Source organism: Delftia sp. NA_296.1, from assembly GCF_052692095.1.
The window spans coordinates 79,180-101,683 of record NZ_JBQZGF010000004.1 but is presented as its reverse complement, the minus strand read 5'-3'; the positions used below and the strand labels follow the sequence as shown (position 1 = coordinate 101,683).

The following is a 22,504-nucleotide window of genomic DNA, read 5'->3' as shown; positions in this document are numbered from 1 at the left end:
TGGCGGCTGCCGCTACGGCGCCAGCATCTGCGCCGTGCGCGCGCGGGCCTGCTGGACCAGGGTGGAGATCAGCACCGTCTCGGGCAGGTTGTGCCAGTAGCGGCGCGGCATCTCGCGCAGCATGGCCTGCTCCTTCAGGCGTGCCGGATTGAAGGTGCTGGCGTAGTAGGTCAGCCACAGGGCCTCGCCCGCGTCGGCTGGCGGGGCATCGCTGCGGCGCGCGCCGGGCGCCAGGCGCAGCGCATGGCCGTCCCAGTGCGCGCTGCATTGCGGCGTGAGGATGGCCCAGTGCATGTTGGCAAAGCGCTTGCAGAAGAAGGGCGCCGCCGCGCGCACGATGTGGTGCTCGGGCTCGAACCAGGCAATGTGCAGCTCGGGCTGGTCCGGCCGCTGCGTCGTCCGAAAGCGCACAAAGGCGTGCATCTTGTGGATCTCGCGCGAGACGGGGCGGGCCAGGGCCTCGATGGCGCGCCAGTCCGCATCCAGCGCGTCCAGCCGCAGTTCGGGCCGGGCCTGCATGCGCGCCAGCCAGCGGTGGCATAGCTCGAAGCGGCCCGCCGCGCGGTGCATGCAGGCATGGCGCAGCGCGGACATCTGGGTGTCCGACAGGGACAGCCCTGCCTCGCCGGGGCCGGCCAGCCCGGCGAGTGCCGAGGCGGGCATGGCCTGCTCCGGCGCGCTGGAAAACAGGTCCACGCCCGCGCCGAGTTGCTGCGCACCCCGCGTGTCGGGCCACCGCCAGCGCACCAGAGCGGGGTCGGCGCCATGGGCCAGCAGCGCCCGGCAGGCTGCGCGAAAGCCGGGCCAGTCGTCGGGGCTGTCGAGTTCAATGGTGAGAGCCTGTGCTTGCATGGCGTGCTCCAGGTTCTAGAACAGGCTGGCCTGCACCGCGCTTTGCACGCGCATGCCGCTGTGCCGTGCCTGGGCCTGGCTGGCCTGCGACTGCGCGATCAGCCGGGTGCGCAGCGCGGCCGAGTCGGTCTCGCCCAGCAGGGGCCGGTGGCCGTCGATCAGCACGAAGGGCAGGGCCTTTTGCACGGGGGCGCGCAGCCGCAGCAGATCGTCCAGCCGCAGCCTGCGCACGCGGCGCGCCGCCAGCAGGCGGTCCACCGTCTGCGTGCCCAGGCCCGGCACGCGCAGCAGCAGGCTGCGCGGCGCACGGTTGAGGTCCACGGGGAACTGCTGTCGGTTGGCCAGTGCCCAGGCCAGCTTGGGGTCGATCTCCAGGTCCAGCATGCCGTGGCGGCTGGCCGCCGCGATCTCGCCCGCCCCGTAGCCGTAAAAGCGCATCAGCCAGTCGGCCTGGTAGAGCCGGTGCTCGCGCATGAGGGGCGGCGCCTGCGGCGGCAGATCGCGCGAGGCATCGGGAATGGGGCTGAAGGCCGAGTAGTACACGCGGCGCAGGCCGTAGCCCGCATACAGCGTGTGGCTGGATTCGAGGATGTCGGCATCGGTTGCGCGGTCGGCGCCCACGATCATCTGCGTGCTCTGCCCGCCCGGCGCAAAGCGCGGCACGGCGGCGCGCTGCGCGGGCGCGCCGGGCAGGGACTGCGCCTGGCGCTGCTCGCGCGTGGCCGCGCGCCAGGCCTGCACATGCCGGTCCACGCCCTGCATGGCCTGGCGTATGCGCTGTCCATCCTTTTCAGGCGCGAACTGCGCCAGGCCGCTGGCCGTGGGCAGTTCCACATTGATGCTCAGGCGGTCGGCATGGCGGCCTGCCTGGGCCAGCAATTCGGGGGCGGCATCCGGGATGGTCTTCAGATGGATGTAGCCGCGAAAGTCATGCTCCTCGCGCAGGCGGCGCGCCACCTCCACCAGTTGCTCCATGGTGTAGTCGCTGGAGCGGATGATGCCGCTGGACAGGAACAGCCCCTCGATGCAGTTGCGCCGGTAGAAGTCCAGCGTCAACTGCACCACCTCGGCCACCGTGAAGCGGGCGCGCTGCACGTTGGAGCTCTTGCGGTTGATGCAGTAGCGGCAGTCGAAGATGCAGACATTGGTCAGCAGGATCTTGAGCAGCGAGATGCAGCGCCCGTCGGGCGCATAGCTGTGGCAGATGCCCATGCCGGTGACCGAGCCCATGCCCTTGCCGTCCAGCGAGTCGCGCCCCTGCGATCCGCTGGAGGCGCAACTGGCGTCGTACTTGGCGGCGTCGGCGAGGATGAAAAGTTTGCGTTGCAGCTCCATGGCTGTATAAATATACAGTATATTTGCCTGGCAGTCCGGTTTTCTGAGAGCCCATCCCCCAGCCAGGGTCTGGTCCGGCCTTGCCTGGCTGCGGGTCGAACGCACTGTCGGGCTATCGCAATGGCCAGCGGATGGCAATGGTTGCCAGTGCAATGGAATGAAACCGTTTTCAGTGCGGAATGAGTGCTCGCTTCCAATGGGTGGCGATGTGCATCGCAGGAAATGGTGAATGCGTGTTTTCTGCGTCTTTCGCAATGCCTGAAGGCTGGCATGGCTTGGTGCCATCAATGCACGAGCTGATATAGCGCAGCTGGCTGCGCGCCATGGGGGTTTCCCATTCATGGGAGAGAGGTTTGGTGTTGTTGTGAATTGTTTCAAATTGCCGATAACTATTGCTGATAGGCTTTCGGGTTTGCCGGGCAGTGCCGTTTCATTCAATGCGCCCGGCGATGACAAACACTTGGAGAGGGAGCTTCGGTGTCGCGTGTATTAGGAACAGAGAGCGAAGTGCTGGCGCTGTCGCCGGACGCCTCATCCAGCAAGGCCGCCAAGGGCCTGCAATCGCCCGCCAAATGGCCCGCCATGGGCGCCAATGACGTGGCGGTCTGGGGTGAATGCCAGGGCAGCGGCAGCAAGCCCTACCAGACCCAGGTGGACCTGTCGGGGCCTTCCTTCAAATGCTCTTGCCCCAGCCGCAAATTCCCCTGCAAGCACGGGCTGGCGCTGATGCTGATGCGTGCCGGCGGGCAAGTCCCCGAAGGCGGTGATCCGCCCGCCTGGGTGCAGACCTGGCTGGACAGCCGCCAGGAAAAGGCCGAGAAGAAAGAGGCAAAGGCTGCCGCCGCAGCGGCCGAGCCGCCACCCGATCCCGAGGTCGCGGCCAAACAGCAGGCCAGGCGCGAGGACAAGCGCTGGGACAAGGTCGAAGCCGGCCTGCAGGAACTGTCGCTGTGGATGCAGGACATGGTGCGTGCTGGCCTGGCCAACCAGGCCAGCGACACGCAGATGCGCCAGCGCTGGAACAACATGGCCGCGCGCATGGTCGATGCGCAGGCCACCGGCATGGCGGCGCGCATCAAGGATTGCAGGGATCTGGTGGACAGCCACCGAGACTGGCCGCGCGACATGCTGGTGCAGCTGGGCCACTGGCAGTTGATCATCGACGCCGTGCGCCGCCGCGAATCGCTCAGCCCCGAGGTCAAGGCCGACGTGATGGCCGCGCTGGGCTGGCCCATGGACAAGGCCGAGGTGCAGGCCAGGGGCCAACTGGTCGAGGACGAATGGCTGGTGGCCGGCCTGCGCATGATCGAGCGCGAAGGCCGGCTCATGGAGCGGCGCGTCTGGCTGCAGGGCCAGCGCACGGGGCGCATGGCCCTGGTGCTGGACTATGCGCAGGGCGGGCGCGGTTTTGAATCGGCCTGGGTGCCGGGCCATCGCTACGGCTGCGCGCTGAATTTCTATCCGGGCCATGCGCCGCTGCGCGCCATTGCGGCCAATGGCAACGGGCCTGCGCTGCCTGCCGATGGCGCCAGCCCGCTGGCCACATCGGCCGTGGGCGACGTCCTGCAACTGCTGGGCCAGCGCATTGCCGCCAACCCGCTGCAGGCCACGCAGCCGCTTTGCCAGGACCGGCTGCGGCTGGTGCCCGCCCAGGGCCAGTGGTTCGCGGCCTGGCCCCAAGCGCCGGATGCATCGCCGGCCGCCCCTGGCACGGCGGCGCCAGTGCAGCCCGTTCCCGTGGCGATTGACGATGCCGAGGCCTGGCGCCTGCTGGCGCTCAGCGGCGGTGCGCCCATGCAGCTGTTTGGCGAATGGGAGCCCGGCCCGGCCGTGGGCCGCTGGCGGCTGCTGAGCGCCTGGCAGGCCCGCGAGGGTGAAACCGCCCAGCAATGTATCTGGCAGAACCAGGGTGATCCGGTATGAGCAACGCACAACTTTGGGCTGCGCTGCAGCAATCGGCCATGGTCGGCTCGGACCGGCTGGCCGTGCCGCCTGCGCTGGCTTCGGGCGTGGACCCGTCCGCAAGCGGGTCGCAGCAGGCCGTGCAGGCCGCGCTGCTGCCCCGCGCTGATGTGGCCGGTGACTCGCCCGCCCAGCAACTGCTGCGCGCCAGCGCCGTGGCGGCCGTGTTCGAGCGGGCCGGCTGGCAGCCTGGCGCGCAGGTGCGCCTGACGGCACCGCTGGCCGTGCCGGCCGCCGCGCCTGCGGAGTCGCGCACCGCGCCTGCCGATGCGCGCCTGCACACCCTGATGGGCGACGTGCTCAAGGACGGCCCGTTCGAGCTGCAGGCCTCCATGCTGCGCACCCTGGACCAGGCCGGCCAGCGCCTGCCCCACGATCTGCTGGTGCCTGCGCTGGAGCAGGGCCGCCAGTCCGTGGAACTGCGCCAGTGGCTGGCCCCCGTGCTGGGCGAGCGCGGACGCTGGCTGGGCGCGCTCAACCCGCAATGGAGCTATGCCAGCGGCGTGGAGGAAACCGCCGACCCCGAACTGGTCTGGCAGGAGGGCTCGGTGGAGCAGCGCGTGGCCCTGCTGCGCAGCGAGCGCGCAACCGATGCCGCCAAGGCCCGCACGCGGCTGGAAGGCAGTCTGAAGGAGCTGGGCGCCAAGGAGCGCCTGCCCCTGGTCCAGGCCCTGGCCGTGGGGCTGGGCATGGACGATGAGCCGCTGCTCGAAAAACTGCTGTCCGACCGCAGCAAGGAGATCCGCGAGAACGCCGCGCAAATGCTCTCGTGTCTGCCGGACAGCGCGCACAGCCAGCGCGTCATGGGCTGGATGCAGTCCATGCTGCAGCAGGACGACAAGGGCCAGTGGATCGTGGAGCCTCCCGAAGAAGGCCTCAAGGAATGGGAGCGCGACGGCATCACGCTCAAGCCCGACGCCTACCACCGTGGCGGCAAGAAGGCCTGGCTGCTGGAGCAGATGGTGCAGCTCACGCCCGTGTCCTTCTGGACCCGCGCCCTGGGCCTGACGCCCCTGGAAGTGATGGAGTGGAGCCGGCGCAGCGACTGGAAATCCTCACTGCGCCAGGGCTGGGTGCGGGCCCTGCAATACCAGTTGGACGTGGAATGGATCGATGCCGCCCAGACCATGGGCCGCGACATGCGCCACGACGCGCTCCTGCCCGCCCTCATGGCCCGGTTGTCCCGCGAGGAACGCGAGTCCCGCTGGATTGCCCAGTTCGAGCGCGACAGGCACAAGCTCATCGATGCCATCGAGGGCATGTCCCAGTCGCTGGGCGGCGCCGAACTGCTCTCGCCCGCGCTGTCGGCGCGGCTGACCGAGGCACTGCACCTGGCCGTGGGCGGCAAGCAGATCACGGGCAACTGGCACAGCTACCGCGCTGACCAGGCCCTGCTGTCCTGTGCGCGCATGCTGGACGTGACCGCGCTGGAGCGCTTTGCCGACCTGTGGCGCAAGCCCTCGGTGCTGGATGCGCAACCCGAGCCTGAGCCCGAGCCGCAAACCGAACCTGCTGCTGCTGCGGCAGCATTCACGGCCACCGCTACCGCCACAGCCGCTGCAGTTGCCGCACCGGCAAGCATTCCCCTCACGCCCCAGCAGCAGGCGCGCCTCGAACGCAGCCGCGTGCGGCCCTGGGATGAGGAGCGCATGCGCGGCCATCTGGAGCGCATCGTCGATCTGCGCCTGGGCCTGCACCAGGCCTTTGTTGCCCTGCGCGGCCCGGCCTGAGCCGCGCCCGTCCTGCCGCATACCCCGAACCGAACCGAATCCAACCCTTACCCCTTCCCGGAAGCACACCATGAGCCAAGTCCTGCGCCAGCATGCCGAACAGCAATTCGCCGAAGAACTCGAAGCCCTGCGCAAGGTGGACGACCGTCCGCGTCCGCCCAACTGGAAGCTCTCGCCCTGGGCCGTGCTCCAGTACCTGATGGGCGGCAAGCTCGGCAACGGCTTTGAAGTCAGCCCCAAGTACATCGGCAATCCGCGCCTGATGGAAATCGCCGTCTCCACCCTGGCCACCGACCGCGCCCTGCTGCTGTACGGCGTGCCGGGCACGGCCAAGTCCTGGGTGTCCGAGCACCTGTCGGCCGCCGTCAGCGGCGACTCCACCATGCTGGTGCAGGGCACGGCCGGCACCAGCGAGGAGCAGCTGCGCTACGGCTGGAACTACGCCCAACTGCTGGCCCACGGCCCGTCCGAGAAGGCGCTGATCCCCAGCCCCCTGGTCAATGCCATGAAGCTGGGCAAGATCGCCCGCATCGAAGAGCTGACCCGCATCCCGGCCGACGTGCAGGACACGCTGATCACCGTGCTGTCCGAAAAGACCCTGCCCGTGCCCGAGCTGGGCAGCGAAGTGCAGGCCGTGCAGGGCTTCTCGGTCATCGCCACGGCCAACAACCGCGACAAGGGCGTGAACGAGCTGTCCAGCGCGCTCAAGCGCCGCTTCAACACCGTCATCCTGCCCGTGCCGGCATCGCAGGACGAAGAGGTGCAGATCGTCACCAAGCGCGTGGCCGAGCAGGGCCGCGCCCTGGCCCTGCCCGCCGAGCCGCCGGCCCTGCAGGAAGTGCGCCGCGTGGTGCAGATCTTCCGCGAACTGCGCAACGGTCAGACCGAAGACGGCAAGACCGTGCGCGTCAAGTCGCCCAGCAGCACGCTGTCCACGGCCGAGGCCATCTCGGTCATCAACAGCGGCATGGCGCTGGCCGGGCATTTCGGCGACGGCGTGCTGCGCGCGGGCGATGTGGCCTCGGGCCTGCTGGGCGCCGTGATCAAGGACCCGGTGCAGGACAGCGTGGTCTGGAAGGAATACCTGGAGACCGTGGTCAAGGAGCGCAGCGACTGGAAGGACCTGTACCGCGCCTGCCGCGAGCAGCTCTGAAGCCCCCAGTCCCGCACCGCTGACCGACCGCACCCTCTGCGCATCCCCTGTATGGCCACCTCTGCCAATCCGCTTCATTTCTTCGGCATCCGCCACCATGGCCCGGGCTGCGCGCGCAGCCTGCTGCAGGCCCTGGAGCAGCTGCAGCCCGACTGCCTGCTGGTGGAGGGCCCGCCCGAGGGCGAGTCCCTGCTGCCCATGCTGCAGCATGCCGACCTGCAGCCGCCCGTGGCCATGCTGGTCTATGTGCAGGACAGCCCGGCCCATGCCGCCTTCTATCCCTATGCCGAGTTCTCGCCCGAATGGCAGGCCCTGCAATGGGCGGCGCGCCAGGGCGTGGCCACGCGTTTCATCGACCTGCCCCAGACCCACCGCATGGCGCTGGACATGGCCGAGCAGGAGCGGCGCCGGGCCGAGGTGGCGGCAGCAGATGCAGCTGATGCAGGCGCGGATGCGACCGACGAAGGCCAGGATGCAGATGCCGACACCGGCTCCGACTCCGACTCGGTCGCTGCTGCGGCAGACGGCAGCCAGCTCCAGAGCAATGCCGCCGAGGCCCTGGACCGCGACGACACCACGCAGTCCGTGCCGGCTGCCGACCTGGCCGTCGATCCCTCGGCACCGCCTCCGCAGGACTGGCACGATCCGCTGGACCTGCTGGCCGAGGCCGCTGGCTACCCCGACGGCGAAAGCTGGTGGAACCGCATGGTCGAGGAACGCGGCGACGGCGCCACCCTGTTCGAGGGCATTGCCGAAGCCATGACCGTGGTGCGCGCCGAGCTGCCCAACGAAGTGCGCGGAGAACGCCATGCCCAGCGCGAGGCGTTGCGCGAAGCCTGGATGCGCCAGTGCATGCGCGAGGCCGTCAAGGCCGGCCACCAGCGCATTGCCGTGGTCTGCGGCGCATGGCATGTGCCTGCCCTGCAGGCCCAGGTCACCGCCAAGGCCGATGCCGCCACGCTCAAGGGCCTGCCCAAGGCCAAGGTCCAGGCCACCTGGGCGCCCTGGACCTACCGCAACCTGTGCTCGTCCAGCGGCTATGGCGCGGGCGTGGATTCGCCGGGCTGGTATGAACATCTGTGGCGCTGCTCCGAGCCTGCGCCCGAGTCCTTGCTCCAGCCCGCACCTGCTGCCGACCCGGCACGCGCCAGCACCCAGCGCACCGTCGGCTGGCTGGCGCGCGTGGCCCATCTGCTGCGCTCCAAGGACCTGGACTGCTCCAGCGCCCACATCATCGAGGCCACGCGCCTGGCCGAAAGCCTGGCGGCCCTGCGCGGCCATGCCAGCCCCGGCCTGCCCGAGCTGGACGAGGCCATCGTCACCGTCATCAGCATGGGCGAGCGCACGCCGCTGCGCCTGATCGAGCGCGAACTCAGCGTGGGCGACCGCATCGGCGGCGTGCCCGCCGACGTGCCCCAGGTGCCGCTGCAGCGCGACATCGAGCAGCAGCAAAAAAGCCTGCGCCTCAAGCCCGAGGCGGCCGCCAAGGTCCTGGCCCTGGACCTGCGCAAGGACACGGACCGCGAACGCAGCCACTTCCTGCACCGGCTGCGCCTGCTGGGCATAGAGTGGGGCAGCGTCACCACCGACCAGCAGCGCAACCGCGGCACCTTCCGCGAAAGCTGGCAGCTGCAGTGGGAGCCCGAGCTGGCCGTGCGCATCATCGAGGCCAGCCGCTACGGCGGCACCCTGGTGCAGGCTGCAGCCGCCAAGGTGCGCCAGGCGCTGACGCCCGAGACACCGCTGCCCGAGCTGGCCAAGACCATCGACGACGCCCTGCTGGCCGACCTGCCGCACCTGGTCGATGCCCTCATGCACGACCTGGCCGACCGCTCGGCCAGCACCGGCGACGTTTCCCAGCTCATGCAGGCGCTGCCGCCGCTGGCCAATGTGCTGCGCTACGGCAGCGTGCGCCAGACCGACACTCAGGCGCTGGCCACGGTGATCGACAGCATGGCGCTGCGTGCCGCCATCGGCCTGCCCCTGGCCTGCATGGCGCTGGATGAAGACGCCGCAAGGCACATGCAGGCCACGGTGCTGCAGGCCCACGAGGCCCTGCGCCTGCGCGATGCCGAAGAGCCGCGCGAAGCCTGGTTCGGCGCCCTGCGCAGCATTGCCATGGGCGACGCGGGCGCCGCCTTGCTGCGCGGCGCGGCCTGCCGCCTGCTGCTCGATGCCCACCGCCTGGACAGCGAGGCCGTGGCCACGCAACTGGGCCGCAATCTCTCGCTGGGCGTGCCGCCGCTGGACGCTGCCGCCTGGCTGGACGGCTTTCTCAACCGCCAGGCCCTGGTGCTGCTGCACGACGACGCCATCTGGGGCGCCGTCGATGCCTGGTTGGCGCAGCTGGGCGAGACCCAGTTCACCCAGATACTGCCCCTGGTGCGCCGCAGCTTCTCGGCCTTCTCCAACCATGACCGCCAGAGCCTGGGCGAGAAGGCCCGGCGAGGGCAGGGCAGTGCGGCCGTGGCGGCCGCATCCGCAGGTGCCGCGGGTGCTGCAGGTGCGGCAGGCGATGGGAACGACGGCGCCTGGAACGAGGCGCGTGCCGTGCTCGCCATTCCCGTACTCGATCAACTGCTGGGCCTGAACCTGCCCGCGCAACCGCTGACCCGCCTGCAGGAGGCCCAGCCATGAACACCGCTGCCACCGTGAACGACGCATCCCTTGCTGGCGCCGACCCGCAGGAGACCGCCCCCCAGCCCACCACCCGCCTGCAACGCTGGCGCCTGGTGCTGGGCCAGCCGTCCGAGGCCAGCTGCGGCGGGCTGGGCCCCAAGGGCAGCTCCATCGACGAGATGGACAAGGCCCTGGCCGCGCTCTACGAAGAGGACAACAAGGACGGCGGCCTCTCGCGCCGCGGCGGGAGGGGCAACTCCTCGCCCAGCGTGGCGCGCTGGCTGGGCGACATCCGCAAGTACTTTCCCAGCCAGGTCGTGCAGGTCATGCAGCGCGACGCCATGGAGCGCCTGAACCTGCGCGAACTCATGCTCCAGCCCGAAATGCTGGAGCATGTGCAGCCCGACGTGCACATGGTGGCCGACCTCATCTCCCTGGGCTCCGTCATCCCGCAGAACACCAAGGAGACCGCGCGCATCGTCGTGCGCAAGGTGGTGGACGACCTCATGCGCCGCCTGGAAGAGCCCATGCGCAGCGCCGTCTCGGGCGCGCTGGACCGCAGCCAGCGCAACCGCCGTCCGCGCCACTCCGAGATCGACTGGAACCGCACCATCCGCGCCAACCTGCGCCACTGGCAGCCCGACTACCGCACCATCGTGCCCGAGACCCTGGTCGGCTACGGCCGCAAGGTCCGCCGCCCGCAGCGCGAAGTCATCCTGTGCATAGACCAGAGCGGCTCCATGGCCAACTCTGTCGTCTACTCCAGCATCTTCGGTGCCGTCATGGCCAGCCTGCCGGCCGTCGCTACCCGTCTGGTGGTCTTCGACACGGCGGTGGTGGACCTGACCGACAAGCTCTCCGACCCGGTGGACGTGCTCTTTGGCGTGCAGTTGGGCGGCGGCACCGACATCAACCGTGCCGTGGGCTACTGCCAGGGCCTGATCAGCGAGCCGCGCAACGCCATCGTCGTGCTCATCTCCGACCTTTACGAAGGCGGTGTGGAAAGCGGCCTGCTGCGCCGCGCCTCCGAACTGGTGGAGTCGGGCGTGCAGTTCATCACGCTGCTGGCCCTCAGCGACGAAGGCGCCCCTGCCTACGACGCGCAACTGGCCGCCAAGCTGGCCGCGCTGGGCGTGCCCTCGTTCGCCTGCACGCCGGACGCCTTCCCGCAGCTCATGGCCGCCGCCATCCGCCGCGATGACGTGGCGGCCTGGGCGGCAGGGCAGGGCTTCAAGACAAGCAAGTAGCGGATGGCCGGTCGGCCCCGTGATCGGGCTGGCCGCCGGGCATCTCCTACATGGGCAGGACATGCCCAGGCCCCATGATGGCGCCCAGGCAAAAAGAAGTTCCCCGAACAATTCACTGGAGTAATGCGATGGCTGGTGCTGGTTTGCTGATGCTGCTGGACGATATTGCAGCGATCCTGGACGACGTGGCCCTCATGACCAAGGTGGCGGCACGCAAGAGCGTGGCCATGGCCGACGATGTGTCCGTCATGACCAAGGTGGCCGCGCAGAAGACGGCCGGCGTGCTGGGCGATGACCTGGCCCTCAATGCCCAGCAGGTCACGGGCGTGCGGGCCGAGCGCGAAATTCCCGTGGTCTGGGCCGTGGCCAAGGGCTCGCTGGTCAACAAGGTCATCCTGGTGCCGACGGCGCTGCTCATCAGCGCCTTCATTCCCTGGGCTGTCACGCCGCTGCTCATGGTCGGCGGCGCCTTTCTGTGCTTTGAGGGTTGCGAGAAGCTGGCCCACAAATTCCTGCATTCGCCCGAGGAAGATGCCGTGGAGCGCGAGCGCCTGACCCAGGCCAATGCCGATGCGGGCGTCGATCTCGTCGCCATGGAAAAGGACAAGATCAAGGGCGCCGTGCGCACCGACTTCATCCTCTCGGCCGAGATCATTGCCATCACGCTGGGCACCGTGGCCTCGGCGCCGTTCGGGCAGCAGGTCGCCGTGCTGGCGGGCATTGCCCTCATCATGACCGTGGGCGTCTATGGCCTGGTGGCCGGCATCGTCAAGCTCGATGACCTGGGACTGTGGCTGGGCCAGCGTGCCAGCGCCGCGGCCCGCGCGCTGGGGCGGGGCATCGTCGCCGCCGCTCCCTGGCTGATGAAGGGGCTGTCCGTTGCGGGCACGGCCGCCATGTTCCTGGTGGGTGGCGGCATCCTCGTGCACGGCGTGCCTGCGCTGCACCACGCCGTGGAAGGCCTGGGCGAGGCCGTGGCCCAGGGCGCGCTGGGCGGCCTGTGGCGGGTGCTGGCCGTCAATGTGCTCAACGCGGTGGCCGGCATCGTGGCCGGTGCCATCGTGCTGGCGGCTGTCGAAGGCATCAAGCGTCTGCGCCGCCGCTGAGTCGCGGCAAACATCGCCGGCCGGCCCTGCAGCCGGCAAGGCACGCCACGGGGGCCGGACGACCCCCGCTTGCATGGAATTTTCGCTTCGGCGCAGCGCATTTGACTGTGGGCGCAAGCACATGCATTCCCCCTGGAACTCCGCAAGGCCAGGCGTCCTCCTGTCCCTTGGCGGCGGCGCAATGCGTTTGCGCCTGCCGGCCGCCGAGGCTCCGGGAGCGGCCCATTGCTGCAGCGGAGCCGTTGTCGGGACCGGGCGGCTGAATTCGCATCCGCACCGGTCCCTGGGTGTTCATCAGGGGGACTTCATGATTTCCAATCTCACCAAGGCCAGCGTGCTGCGGTCCGTCATCGCCGGCTGCACGCTCGCGCAAGCGGGCAGGGCCGAGAAACTCAGCACCGAGCGCGCGCGCACGGCGCTCAACCGCATCTGCGAGCTGCTGCATCTGCCCAACGACCTGGCCGCCATCCACGCGGAGCCGCAGCTGTACCTCGAATCCCTGGCCCACTTCGAGAGCCTGCCCCAGTTCGAGCTGCGCACGCCGCTGGTGGCCAAGCTCAAGCAGGTGCTGGGCCTGCGCTCGTCCAGGCAGCTGACGCCGGCCGTGCTCGCGCAGGTCAGCGCGTCACAGCTCATCAACCAGGGCGTCTCCATCATCGCCCTGGCCGATCTGCAGGAGTGGCTGCTCAAGCATGACCTGTCGCTGATGCATGGCCCGCCCATCACGGACATCGACTTCAGGGAGGCCAGAAAGGCCATTGCCTTGCTCGACGCCTTCGACTTCGACACCGAATCGCTGGAATGGCAAATGAATCACCTGGCCCGCAAGCGCGGCCGGGCCAGGAGCCGGCCGGCCCCGCCTGCCTGTGCAGTGGAATCCCTGCCTGCCGTCCGCACCACAGGGGCTGCGCCCTAATATCGGGGCTTCCCAACAAGGCCCGATACACCATGAAGTTCTCCTTGCTTGCTGCCGCGGCTGTGGCATTGCAACTGCTGGCGCCGGCGCCAGCCCTGGCGGCCGACGACATCGTGTTCAAGGACAGCGCCGGCCGCGTGCTCAGGCGCAGCGACCTGGACAAGGCCGATGGCCGCTTCAGCTGGGAGCTGCCCTCCGCCACACCCGTCAGCCAGGCCGCGCGCGATGCCCATGCCTTGGGCCGCGCTGCAGGGCAGAACGGCGATTACCGCGCCGCCCTGGCACATTTCGAGACCGCCTCGAAGCTGGCGCCCCGCTGGCCCTATCCCGTCTACGACGCTGCGTTCACCTACCTGCTGCAAAGGGACTTTGACGCGGCCTATCGGCGTTACCGGCGCGTGGATGCACTGGCGCCCAGGGGCTTCTTCACCGCCAAGACGGCCGTGCACAGCCTGCGCATGGAGCGTGACGGCAAGCTCCCCCAAGGCACCTGCTTGCGTTACCTTGCCCTGGAGTGGGAAACCGACCGCGACAAGGCGCGCCAGGCCGCGCTGGCCATGACCCGCGAGACGCCCGGCTTCGCTCCCGCCTGGAAGACCGCCGCCCATCTGGAGGATGACCCCGCAAAAAGTCTCGCCCTGCTGGACAGCGGCCTGAAGGCCGGCCCCGATGCCGAGACCCGCGGCTTTCTGCTCCTGAACAAGGCCATGGTGCTGCGCGAACGCAACCAGATCCCAGAGGCCATGGTGATGCTGGGAGAGCTTGCGTTAGACCCGCAGTCCCCGCTGGATGTCGAGGCCCTGGCGCGGCACACGCTGGCGCAGTGGGCGCGGCCTTGACGCTGGCACCTGCACATTCCGCCCTGCAGCTCGCTCAGCGCAGGGCGAGCTCCACGGCCTCCGCAGACAACCCGTAGGCCTCGACAAAGACCTCGATGCGGTCCTGTGTCTGCGCGTTCACAAACGTCTCCATGCCCACGCTGTCCATCTCCCCTGACAGCATCTGGCCCGTATTCACGGGGCGGGTATCGAGCTGCTGCGCCAGCACGCAGCTGTCCTCTCCCTCCGGCTGCAGGCCGATGAGCCCCGTCTGGTTGTTGATGGCAATCACCCTGGCTTGTCTTTGCATGCTCCACCCTGTCGTCTGAATCCGTCGTTTCTGGAATGGCGAAAAGGCGCCGCCTTGCGCAACGCCCCTGCCTGTCCTGGCGACTGTAGGCAAGGCTTGGGGACGGCGGTAGAGGTCTGGGGCTTGGTGGACTGCCAAGGGAAATTTACGAATAGCTGTCTGGTTTTTTGTTTTTGCAAGTGAATGCGTGTGGAAGGTCGCAGCAATAGTTGATTTGAGATTGCCTAAAATATGTCGGCAAGTGACCTCAAAGGAGCAAAAGATGACCATCATCCGTACTACTGTGGATGACAAGATCTACGACAGCGCTGCCGACATACTTTCTACGCTGGGCATGGATGTGAACGCCGCCGTGCGCATGTTTCTGCAGGGCGTTGTGCTGCACAACGGGATTCCCTTTGACCTGCGGCTGACTGCGGAGCAGGTGCAGGCGATGCGGCTGCGTCGCGAGACAAACCGGCAGGCCACTTTGGAGGCGAGAGAAATCGCCAGAGGCGGTGAACCTGGACATGCCTCTGTTGAAGCCATGCTGCAGGCCCTGGAAAAGGATGAAGCCTGATGGCCGGCAAGAAGGGCTACAGGTTGCGCACCATCGCGTACACCAAGACCTTCAAGAAGGACTACCAGCGCATGGCGGCATCAGGCCGCTACGACATGGCTCTGGTGAACCAGGTCGGCGGCCTGCTCATCGCCCACACGGCGCAGCAGGTGCTGTCGGCGCAGTGGAGCGATCACGCCTTGATCGCCGACGATGAATGGGACGCGGGCGATCGGGACATCCATCTGGGAGGGGACTTCCTGCTGATCTATCGCATTGATCCGCATCCCGAAGCCAAGGACATGGAGATCGTCATCTTCAAGCGCCTTGGAACCCACAGCGATCTGTTTGGCTGAGCGCGGCCATCGCAGGCCGCGCGCAGCCTCCCCCTCTCAGTTCCCCAGCGCCCCGCGCACGGCAGCGCGCTCGCCCATGCGCTTGAAATGCGCCTGCACCTTGGGGAAGCCGGCGATGTCCACGCCGTCGCCCTCCAGCCAGCCGGCAATGGTGAACAGGTAGGCGTCGGCCACGGAATAGTCCGAGCCCAGCACCCAGGGGGCATCGCCCAGGTAATGGCGTTCGATCACGCCAAAGCATTCGGCCATGTTGGCTGCCACCTTGCGCTGCATGGAGGCAATGGCCGCTTCGTCATCGGCCCAGCGGCCTGCGCGGCGCCCGTGGGCATGGGCCACGTGCACGGTGGAGGACAGGTAGCTGTGGAAATCCTGCATGTGGGCAAAGGCATACGCATCGTCGAGCGGGGCGAGCCGGGCCTCGGGGAAGCGGCGCGCGACGTAGGCGAGCAGGGCCGGCGTTTCGGTGAGCACGCCGCGCTCGGTCACCAGGGCGGGCACGCGGCCCTTGGGATTGATGGCCAGGTATTCGGGGCTGCGCTGCTCGCCCTTGGGGAAGTCGAGCTTGATGACTTCGTGCGGCGCATTGGCTTCGATCAGGGCGATGCGGGTGGCCAGGGCGCAGGTGCCGGGCGCGTAGTAGAGCTTGAGGGTGGTCATGAAAGAGACGGGTAGGGATGGGATACGTGCAGATTCTGCCGTCGGCGCGATGGCCGGGCCGGCCCTCCAAGTTAGTGCGTATCGCACGGCCGTGCAAGCGGCATCTGCGTCTTTGCTTATGCCTGCTCGGCATTCCAACGCACGGTGCGTGCGGGCAGGTCAATGTGGATGGTGTGGCGGCCGCCGTCATGCAGTAGCAGGTCCAGCTTCCCGTCCTGGCCATCCACGAACGTGATGCCTTCAATCATGGGTGCGTCGATCAGGTCGTTGCAGTCGAGCGCGATCCAGGCATCGGTCTGCAGATCCAGCAGGCGCAGATTGGGGAAGTCGGGGTCCTCGCCATATTCGACGCAGGCCACCATGGCCCAGGGTCTGGAGACGGCCACGGCCGTGAGGGTGCTATCCGGGCTCTGCGCGCAGGCGCGCGCCTGCAGGGCATCGAGCAGCGTGGGCATGTCGCCCAGCATGTGTGCGTAGGGAGACTCGGGTGGCACGGTGCGCACCGGCTGGGTGGCGGCCTTGGCGCGTTTTGCGCGTTTGGCAGGCTCTGCCGTTTGGGTGCTGCGCCTGCGGCCCGCTGGCGGAAGGTGCTGGATTTTGCCGCCCGCAATGCCCAGAAATACACCGCATTCGCTCACGCTCAGATGCCTGTAGTTGCGGCTGCTGCACGGGGTTTCCCAAAGCGGGGTGCCGGTGTCCGGGTCCACGGCGACAAGATAGGCCCGCTCCATGCCGTCCTCGTGCCTGTCCTGTATTCCATAGAGGACGCCGGCATGGCATTGCGGCGCGCTGACATGGGTAGGCGACAGGCACGGTCCGAAACGGTTGCTGCGAATGTCATAGCCATACATGCCCTGGCGTGCAAAGCAGAAATAGACCACGCCGTCACGATGCGCTGCCCGCTGGGCATGCACATGCCGGCGCTCATCGTCAGGTTGAACGGGAGGTGTGATGGCCAGGACTTCGCCGCTGCAAGGATGGATGCGAAGCCAGGGTGCATCGATGTCCACGTGGTCTCTGCTGCCGGGGCCGAACACGGCCCACGCGCCTGCAATGGCGGGCGAGTACAGGTTGCGCGCACTGTCCACCCACAGCACATGCTCGGTGTGCCCGTCGGTTTCATGCCAGCGCCGCAGCTCCGAGCGCTCAGGGTGGACGATCCAGCCGTAGACCGCCCCCTCCAGCACAAACGCACCCTGCAGGCCCAGCGCCAGCGTGCTGCCCTGCCAGTTGCGACGGTCCAGCAGCAGATAGCGGCCCTCGGGACTGCTCTCCTCCATCGCGACGAGCCAGCGATGCGCGTCCAGCTCCACGGGAACGGGCCAATGCCTGGCCTGCATGCCCGGCACGGCATGGAAGTCGAACAGGCATTCGCCGGTGCGGGCATCAAGCACCTGGTCGCAAAGCATCAGATGCCGCTCGTCCACGAACCACGACATGCCCTCGCTCTCGCGCATGCGGTGGTCCCAGAGCACGTTGCCGGTGGCCACATCAACGGCGCGCAGAAAGGACGTTGTGCTGTCCCCCTTGTTGCAGTACTCGTAGTAGAGCCGGCCATCGACCACGCTCATGGCGGTGTCGATGATGAAGATGCTCTTGTCTCCAATGGCCTGGGATTTGCCGTAGTGCATGCGCGCCTTTCAAAGACCTGATTGTCGCCAGCAGAGCGCGGTGTGGACTAGGCGAAATGTCAAGTCGATGGCGTCGTGCGCGCCTGAACCAATGCAGCTGCGGCGGCGCAACGCCATCCGATCCAGACGAGCAGGTCCGCGATGCGCTGTGCCGGATGGAAGCTGCACCGAGCGTGCTGCAGATGCATGCCGAGTGGGCTGTCTGTTGCTGTCCGCCAGGCGTTGTTCCAAGAGCGGGGCCTGCATTGCTCCCGCTCTGGCGGGCAGCAATGGAGGCACTCAGAACCGATAGGCCGCAGCCACACGCACCTCGCGCCCAAAGCCCAGCGCGCAAAATTGCGCGCCGCCACGGAAGGTGTTGCATTGCGTGCGGTACTGCCTGTCGGTGAGGTTGCTGAGGTTGACCGAGAAGCGCCACGGGCCGGTGGTGTAGGCGGCCATGGCGTCCCACAGCGTGTAGGCGTCGTTCATGGGGGTCTTCACGCCGCCCATGGGCAGCTCGCCAGGCGTGGCGCTGATGTGGCGCAGGCCCAGGCCCAGCTCCAGGGCGCCGCGCTGGTACTTGCCCCACAGCGATGCGGCATGGCGCGGCGTGGCGCCGGGGCGTGCGCCGATCTCGATGGCGTTGTTGCTGCGCGTGACCCTGGAGTCGAGGTAGGTATAGGCCGCAATGGCCGAGAAGCCGCCGCCGATCTCGCCCTGGGCCTGCAGCTCCAGCCCCCGGTTGCGCACTTCGCCGGTCTGCACGTCGAAGCGAGGGTTGAGTGTGGATGGCGTGCGCACATTGCGCTTGCGCAGGTCGAACACGGCGGCGCTGAGCGTGTAGCCGGCCGATGGCGGCGCGTAGCGCAGGCCGGCCTCGAACTGGCGCGCGGTCTCGGGCTCGTAGGGCCTGCCGTTGGCGTCGGTGGCCGTGACCGTGGTCAGCGGCGGCTGGAAGGAGTTGTTGAAGGACACATAGGGAGCCAGGCCGCTGGGCGCCAGGTAGATCAGGCCCAGCCGCCCGGTGACGGCGCTGTCGGTGCGGCGCACGGTGGTGATGGCGAAGGGCGCGGTGGCTGCGGCGCGCGCGTCGTAGTCGGTGTCTATGCGTGCGCTGTCGCGGCGCAGGCCGGCGCTGAGCACCCAGCGCTCGCCGAACTTGATCTGGTCCTGCACGTACAGGCCCGCCTGGTGCGTGCGGGCCAGCGCGCGGTCGCTGAGGTAGTTGTCATTCCAGTTCGGTGCGATGTGGATGGGGTTGACCAGGTCCAGCGGCGCCACGGCGCCGTTGAGCGAGTAGATGCGCCAGTCGAGCCTGGATCGGTAGTAGTCGAAGCCCACGGCCCACTGGTGCGAGACGGCACCCGTGTGGTGGCGGCCTTCGATCTGCGTGTCCATGACCCAGGTCTGTTCGGCGTCGGGCCGCACCATGGCCAGGCGTGCCATGCCGCGCTGGTCGGCCGTCAGGCCCCGGTTGCGCATCTCGCGCCGGTCGTTGCGGCCGTCCAGGTAGCGCAGGTTGTTGCGCAGCGTGAGCTGGTCGTTCAGGCGGTGCTCCAGCAGCCAGCCCACGCTGGCATTGCGCTTGTGGTGGCCAGATCCCGGTCCGCTGACGTTGATGTCCGTGGCCGACCAGCCCGCAGGCGTCTGGCGGTAGTAGGGGATGACGAAGCCGGTTTCGTCCTCCTGGTACTGCGCCAGCAGGGTGAGGCTGGTGCGCTCGCCCAGCAGTGTGAAGGAGGGGGCGATGTAGCTGCGATCGGCGCGCAGGCCATTCCACTGCGTGCCCGATTCGCGCTTGAGCACGGTCAGTCGGGCCAGTGCCGTGCCCTGTTCATTGATGGCGCCACCGATGTCGGCCGTGAGCTGGCGCCGGTCGTGGCTGCCGAATTCCACGCCCACTTCGCGCTGCATGCCTGCGCGCGGGCGCTTGGTGACGGCATTGATCAGGCCACCGGGCGCGGACTGGCCGTACAGCACCGAGGCCGGGCCGTGCACGACTTCCAGCCGCTCCAGCCCATATGGCTCCAGGTTGGTCATGAAGCCGTTGTGGACCATGCGCATGCCGTCGCGGTACAGGCCCGTGCCGGTCAGATAGAAACCGCGCACGGCCACGTCGTCATCGGTGACGCCGTAGTCCATGGGACGCACGCCCGCGCTGTAGCGCACGGCCTCGGCCACGCTGGAGATGGCCTGGTCGCGGATCTGGGCCTCGCCGATGATGCTGACCTGCTGCGGCGTCTCCAGCAGCGGCACATCCATCTTCATGGCCGAGGCGCTGCGGCGCGGCGCGTAGCCGGGCACGGCGCCCCAGGCGCTTTCATGCTCGGCATCGGCCAGCACGTTCACGGTAGGCAGTGCATGCTCGGCCGCGGCCCCGGGCCGCGCACGGTGCACGGCCCAGCCGCCTTCGGCCGTGCGCGTGGCCTGCAGCTGGTGCGGGGCGAGCAGGGCGGCAAGCCCTTCTTGCAAGCCGCGCGTACCGCTCAGCGCCGCCGACTGTCGGCCCTGGACCAGGGCTGGATCGAACGAGAGGGTGATGCCTGCCTGGCGCGCAAGGCTGTGCAGGCTGGTCTCCAGATCACCGGCCGGCAGGTCGAACCGGATGGACCTGGCATCCGGGGCGGAGCTCGGGCTCTGGGCCAGAGCGGTCGCTGGCAGGCCCAGCGTGATCAACAGGCCCAGCGCCAAGGCCTGCGTGGCCAGGGCCGTGGGGCGTGTGCAGGAGGGCGGATGGGCAGCGTGGCGGGTGCTGGGCAGGCTGGGCATGGAGGCAGTCCTTGAGAAGCGGCAAAGGAAAAAGCGATGTCTTTGCTCCTATGCCGAACGGGCGGTGTGAAACCCGTAATGACTGCCTGAAAAAAATTCCGGCTCAGGCTTTGACCAGGCGCATGGCGCTGTGGGCACCGCTGGCCGCACCTTGTCCGCGCTCCACACGCACAGGCAGCGTGCGGGCAATGGCGGCCAGCGCACGACCCGCCGGATCCGGCCCGTCCAGCTGGAATACGCCTGAAACATGCAGGGCAGCCACGTCGTCGGTGCATTCCATGGGCATGCCGGTCTGGCGTGACAGCTCGGTCATGAAGGCGTCCAGGCGCATGCGGCGGGCGACCAGTACGCCATCGGTCCATGCGTCGGGCACCAGGCCTTCGTCGGGCAGGCGCACAGGGCGGTGCTGGCCGGCGTGCAGCACATGGGTCTCACCGGAGGTGGCGACGATGGCGTCCAGGGGGTCTGGCGCAGTGCCGTCCAGCGCTCTGACATGGATGGCCACGCGGCCCTCGGTGACGTACAGGCGCGTGGCCGTGTCCGGGTGTTTTTCGTGGCGCACGCCGAAGCTGGTGCCCAGGGCCTCGAAGCGGGCCAGCGGCGTTTCCACCCAGAAGGAGCGTCGGCCCGCGAGGGAGCGCGGGTCGCTGCCGGTGTCGATGAAGATCTCGCCGCGTGCCAGGCGGACCACGCGGCGCAGCAAGGTGAAATCCACCTGCACCAGCGTGTCCGGTGCCAGGTGCAGGCGGCTGCCGTCGGCCAGCAGGGTGCTGCGGCGCTCACCGATGGCCGTGCCCAGCGCGATCTGCTCGCGCGGTGCAGCCCAACGCCATGTCATGGATCCCAGCAGCAGGGCAGCGGGGCCCAGGAACAGCAGCCGCTGCAGGCTTGCGCGCCGGCCTCGCGCCGGACCTGGACCAGCGGACCGCAGGACGCCGTGGGCCAGTCCCGCCTGGCCGGCGGGCAGGGCGAACTGGGCCTCCACCGCCTGGACCTGTTGCCAGGCCTGTTCGTGCGCGGCGTGGCTGCTGCGCCATGCCTGGCAGGCGGCGCGGTCGGCATCGGTGGCCGTGCCGGAGGCCAGCCGCACGGCCCAGGCAATGGCCTGTTCCAGCGCCTGGGGGGCCTGGTCTGTGCTCACGCCGTCAGTTCCTTGCGCAGGGCAAGGCAGTGGCGTATGGCGGCGGCCATGTATTTCTCGACGGAGCTCAGGCACACGCCCAGCTGCAGGGCGATTTCCGGGTAGCTCAGGCCTTCCAGGCGAGAGAGCAGAAAGGCGCTGCGGGCCTTGGGCGGCAGGCCGGCCAGCAGGTTGTCCATGCGCACCAGGGATTCGATCAGCAGATGGCGCTCCTCGGCCGAGGGCGCCAGCGGCTCGGGCAGGCTGGCGATGGCGTCCAGGCAGGCGCGCTCCAGCGCGGCGCGGCGGGTGTGGTCCACGACCAGGCCGTGGGCGATGGTGGTGAGCCAGGCGCGCGGCTCGCGCACGCCATGCAGGGACTGGGGCTTGCCCAGCACGCGAACGAAGGTGTCCTGGGCCAGGTCGGCCGCATCGCAGGGATTGCCCAGCCGGCGCCTGAGCCAGCCCACCAGCCAGCCGTGGTGGTCGCTGTAGAGCAGGGCGATGTCGGGGTGCGAAGGCGCGGCGGCCATGGGGCGGGTTCCTGGGAATGCGGATTTGATAATGATTCGCATTCTATTTGAGCAATGGCTGCAGCCTGCCCGCAACTGGCCCGCCGCGCAATGCGTTGCATGCATCCAACGCGATCCGGCCATGCGGGGCTGCGCACCTTCGGGTTTGAGCTAGGACAAGATCGGCCACGTCCGCCCCTGATGCAATACAGCTACGGGATTTGCCCCGGGCTACTCCAAGACTCTCCATCATGAAAAGAACTCTGCTCGCCGTTGCTGCCGTTTGCGCCCTGTCGTCGGGTGCCGCGTTTGCGCAGCAGGCCGAAGGCCCCTGGATGGTGCGCGTGCGCGCCGTGAATCTGGACAGCGCCAACAAGGACAGCACGGGTCTGGGTCTGTCGATCAACAACAAGTGGATGCCCGAACTGGACGTGTCCTACTTCTTCACGCCCAACATCGCGGCCGAGCTGGTGCTGACCTACCCGCAAAAGCACGACCTGCGTGCCAACGGCCTGGGCCAGATCGGCAGCCTCAAGCACCTGCCGCCCACGCTGCTGGCGCAATACCACTTCACCAATTTCGGCGCCTTCAAGCCCTACGTCGGCGCCGGTGTGAACTACACCCGCTTTTCGAGCGTGAGCTTCAACCCTGCCGTGCAGGCCGCGCTGAACCCCTCGATCAAGAAGAACAGTTTCGGCGGCGCGCTGCAGATCGGTTTCGACTACGCGCTGGACAAGAACTGGTCGCTGAATTTCGACGTGAAGAAGGTCTTCATTGAAACGGACGTGAGCTCCGCCGGCACCAAGGTGGGCACCTTCAAGGTGAACCCGGTGCTGGTCGGTGTGGGACTGGGCTATCGCTTCTGATCTCCGGATCATGAGTGAGGCACGC

The 22,504-nt window shown here is 68.3% G+C and carries 19 protein-coding genes; 11 read left to right on the top strand and 8 right to left on the bottom strand.

Annotated features, from left to right (window positions below):
• Positions 1–12 precede the first annotated feature (12 nt).
• Both ACUTR7_RS11450 and ACUTR7_RS11445 read right to left on the bottom strand, forming a co-directional pair.
• Entirely contained in the window at positions 13–852 is an 840-nt protein-coding gene (locus ACUTR7_RS11450; RefSeq protein ID WP_445608888.1) for a TIGR03915 family putative DNA repair protein, read from the bottom strand.
• A gap of 15 nt (positions 853–867) precedes the next feature.
• Positions 868–2,187 (bottom strand): putative DNA modification/repair radical SAM protein, encoded by a 1,320-nt coding sequence (locus ACUTR7_RS11445; protein WP_088164141.1) that lies wholly within the window; start codon positions 2,185–2,187, stop codon positions 868–870.
• A 477-nt stretch (positions 2,188–2,664) separates the two neighbouring features.
• Between ACUTR7_RS11445 and ACUTR7_RS11440 the strand changes: the two genes are divergently transcribed.
• The 8 genes from ACUTR7_RS11440 to ACUTR7_RS11405 all read left to right on the top strand — a co-directional run bounded on the left by ACUTR7_RS11440 (position 2,665) and on the right by ACUTR7_RS11405 (position 13,759).
• The gene (locus tag ACUTR7_RS11440; RefSeq protein WP_445608887.1) at positions 2,665–4,110 is read left to right on the top strand and encodes an SWIM zinc finger family protein; all 1,446 of its coding nucleotides are present in this window, start codon (positions 2,665–2,667) and stop codon (positions 4,108–4,110) included.
• Positions 4,107–5,879 carry a DUF5691 domain-containing protein gene (locus ACUTR7_RS11435; RefSeq protein WP_230355068.1) on the top strand — a complete coding sequence of 591 codons (1,773 nt, stop codon included), beginning with the start codon at positions 4,107–4,109 and terminating at the stop codon, positions 5,877–5,879. The genes ACUTR7_RS11440 and ACUTR7_RS11435 overlap by 4 nt, the downstream gene beginning before the upstream one ends.
• Positions 5,880–5,949: 70 nt before the next feature.
• Positions 5,950–7,032, top strand: a complete 1,083-nt coding sequence (locus ACUTR7_RS11430; protein WP_012206645.1) for an AAA family ATPase — start codon at positions 5,950–5,952, stop codon at positions 7,030–7,032.
• Between the two features lie 51 nt (positions 7,033–7,083).
• Entirely contained in the window at positions 7,084–9,669 is a 2,586-nt protein-coding gene (locus ACUTR7_RS11425) for a DUF5682 family protein (RefSeq protein WP_445608886.1), read from the top strand.
• Positions 9,666–10,898 (top strand): VWA domain-containing protein, encoded by a 1,233-nt coding sequence (locus ACUTR7_RS11420; protein WP_012206643.1) that lies wholly within the window; start codon positions 9,666–9,668, stop codon positions 10,896–10,898. Before ACUTR7_RS11425 ends, ACUTR7_RS11420 begins: the two co-directional genes overlap by 4 nt.
• A gap of 128 nt (positions 10,899–11,026) precedes the next feature.
• Positions 11,027–12,004: a DUF808 domain-containing protein gene (locus ACUTR7_RS11415; RefSeq protein ID WP_096913622.1), complete on the top strand. Its 978-nt coding sequence runs from the start codon at positions 11,027–11,029 to the stop codon at positions 12,002–12,004.
• A 307-nt stretch (positions 12,005–12,311) separates the two neighbouring features.
• On the top strand, positions 12,312–12,920 hold the full coding sequence (locus ACUTR7_RS11410; protein ID WP_445608885.1) for a hypothetical protein: 609 nt from the start codon (positions 12,312–12,314) through the stop codon (positions 12,918–12,920).
• Positions 12,921–12,952: 32 nt separating this feature from the next.
• A complete protein-coding gene (locus ACUTR7_RS11405) occupies positions 12,953–13,759 on the top strand; it encodes a tetratricopeptide repeat protein (protein WP_445608884.1) in 807 nt (268 codons plus the stop codon).
• A 34-nt stretch (positions 13,760–13,793) separates the two neighbouring features.
• On the opposite strand, the gene ACUTR7_RS11400 is transcribed toward ACUTR7_RS11405, so the two are convergent.
• Positions 13,794–14,048 (bottom strand): hypothetical protein, encoded by a 255-nt coding sequence (locus ACUTR7_RS11400; protein WP_012206639.1) that lies wholly within the window; start codon positions 14,046–14,048, stop codon positions 13,794–13,796.
• Positions 14,049–14,310: 262 nt separating this feature from the next.
• Between ACUTR7_RS11400 and ACUTR7_RS11395 the strand changes: the two genes are divergently transcribed.
• A complete protein-coding gene (locus tag ACUTR7_RS11395; protein WP_046986771.1) occupies positions 14,311–14,607 on the top strand; it encodes a type II toxin-antitoxin system RelB/DinJ family antitoxin in 297 nt (98 codons plus the stop codon).
• Complete coding sequence (locus ACUTR7_RS11390) at positions 14,607–14,942, top strand: type II toxin-antitoxin system YafQ family toxin (protein WP_047326786.1); 336 nt, start codon at positions 14,607–14,609, stop codon at positions 14,940–14,942. The genes ACUTR7_RS11395 and ACUTR7_RS11390 overlap by 1 nt, the downstream gene beginning before the upstream one ends.
• 36 nt (positions 14,943–14,978) lie before the next feature.
• Here the strand turns inward: ACUTR7_RS11390 and ACUTR7_RS11385 are convergent, their stop codons facing one another.
• The 5 genes from ACUTR7_RS11385 to ACUTR7_RS11365 form a co-directional block, all read right to left on the bottom strand.
• Positions 14,979–15,599: a glutathione S-transferase family protein gene (locus ACUTR7_RS11385; protein WP_013801525.1), complete on the bottom strand. Its 621-nt coding sequence runs from the start codon at positions 15,597–15,599 to the stop codon at positions 14,979–14,981.
• Positions 15,600–15,715: 116 nt separating this feature from the next.
• Positions 15,716–17,230 carry a hypothetical protein gene (locus ACUTR7_RS11380; protein WP_445608883.1) on the bottom strand — a complete coding sequence of 505 codons (1,515 nt, stop codon included), beginning with the start codon at positions 17,228–17,230 and terminating at the stop codon, positions 15,716–15,718.
• A gap of 279 nt (positions 17,231–17,509) precedes the next feature.
• A complete protein-coding gene (locus ACUTR7_RS11375; protein ID WP_445608882.1) occupies positions 17,510–19,981 on the bottom strand; it encodes a TonB-dependent siderophore receptor in 2,472 nt (823 codons plus the stop codon).
• Between the two features lie 103 nt (positions 19,982–20,084).
• Complete coding sequence (locus ACUTR7_RS11370; RefSeq protein WP_445608881.1) at positions 20,085–21,122, bottom strand: FecR family protein; 1,038 nt, start codon at positions 21,120–21,122, stop codon at positions 20,085–20,087.
• Positions 21,119–21,634 (bottom strand): sigma-70 family RNA polymerase sigma factor, encoded by a 516-nt coding sequence (locus ACUTR7_RS11365; RefSeq protein WP_065346612.1) that lies wholly within the window; start codon positions 21,632–21,634, stop codon positions 21,119–21,121. Before ACUTR7_RS11365 ends, ACUTR7_RS11370 begins: the two co-directional genes overlap by 4 nt.
• 230 nt (positions 21,635–21,864) lie before the next feature.
• Between ACUTR7_RS11365 and ACUTR7_RS11360 the strand changes: the two genes are divergently transcribed.
• Positions 21,865–22,479 carry an OmpW/AlkL family protein gene (locus tag ACUTR7_RS11360; RefSeq protein WP_013801530.1) on the top strand — a complete coding sequence of 205 codons (615 nt, stop codon included), beginning with the start codon at positions 21,865–21,867 and terminating at the stop codon, positions 22,477–22,479.
• The last annotated feature ends 25 nt before the right edge of the window (positions 22,480–22,504 follow it).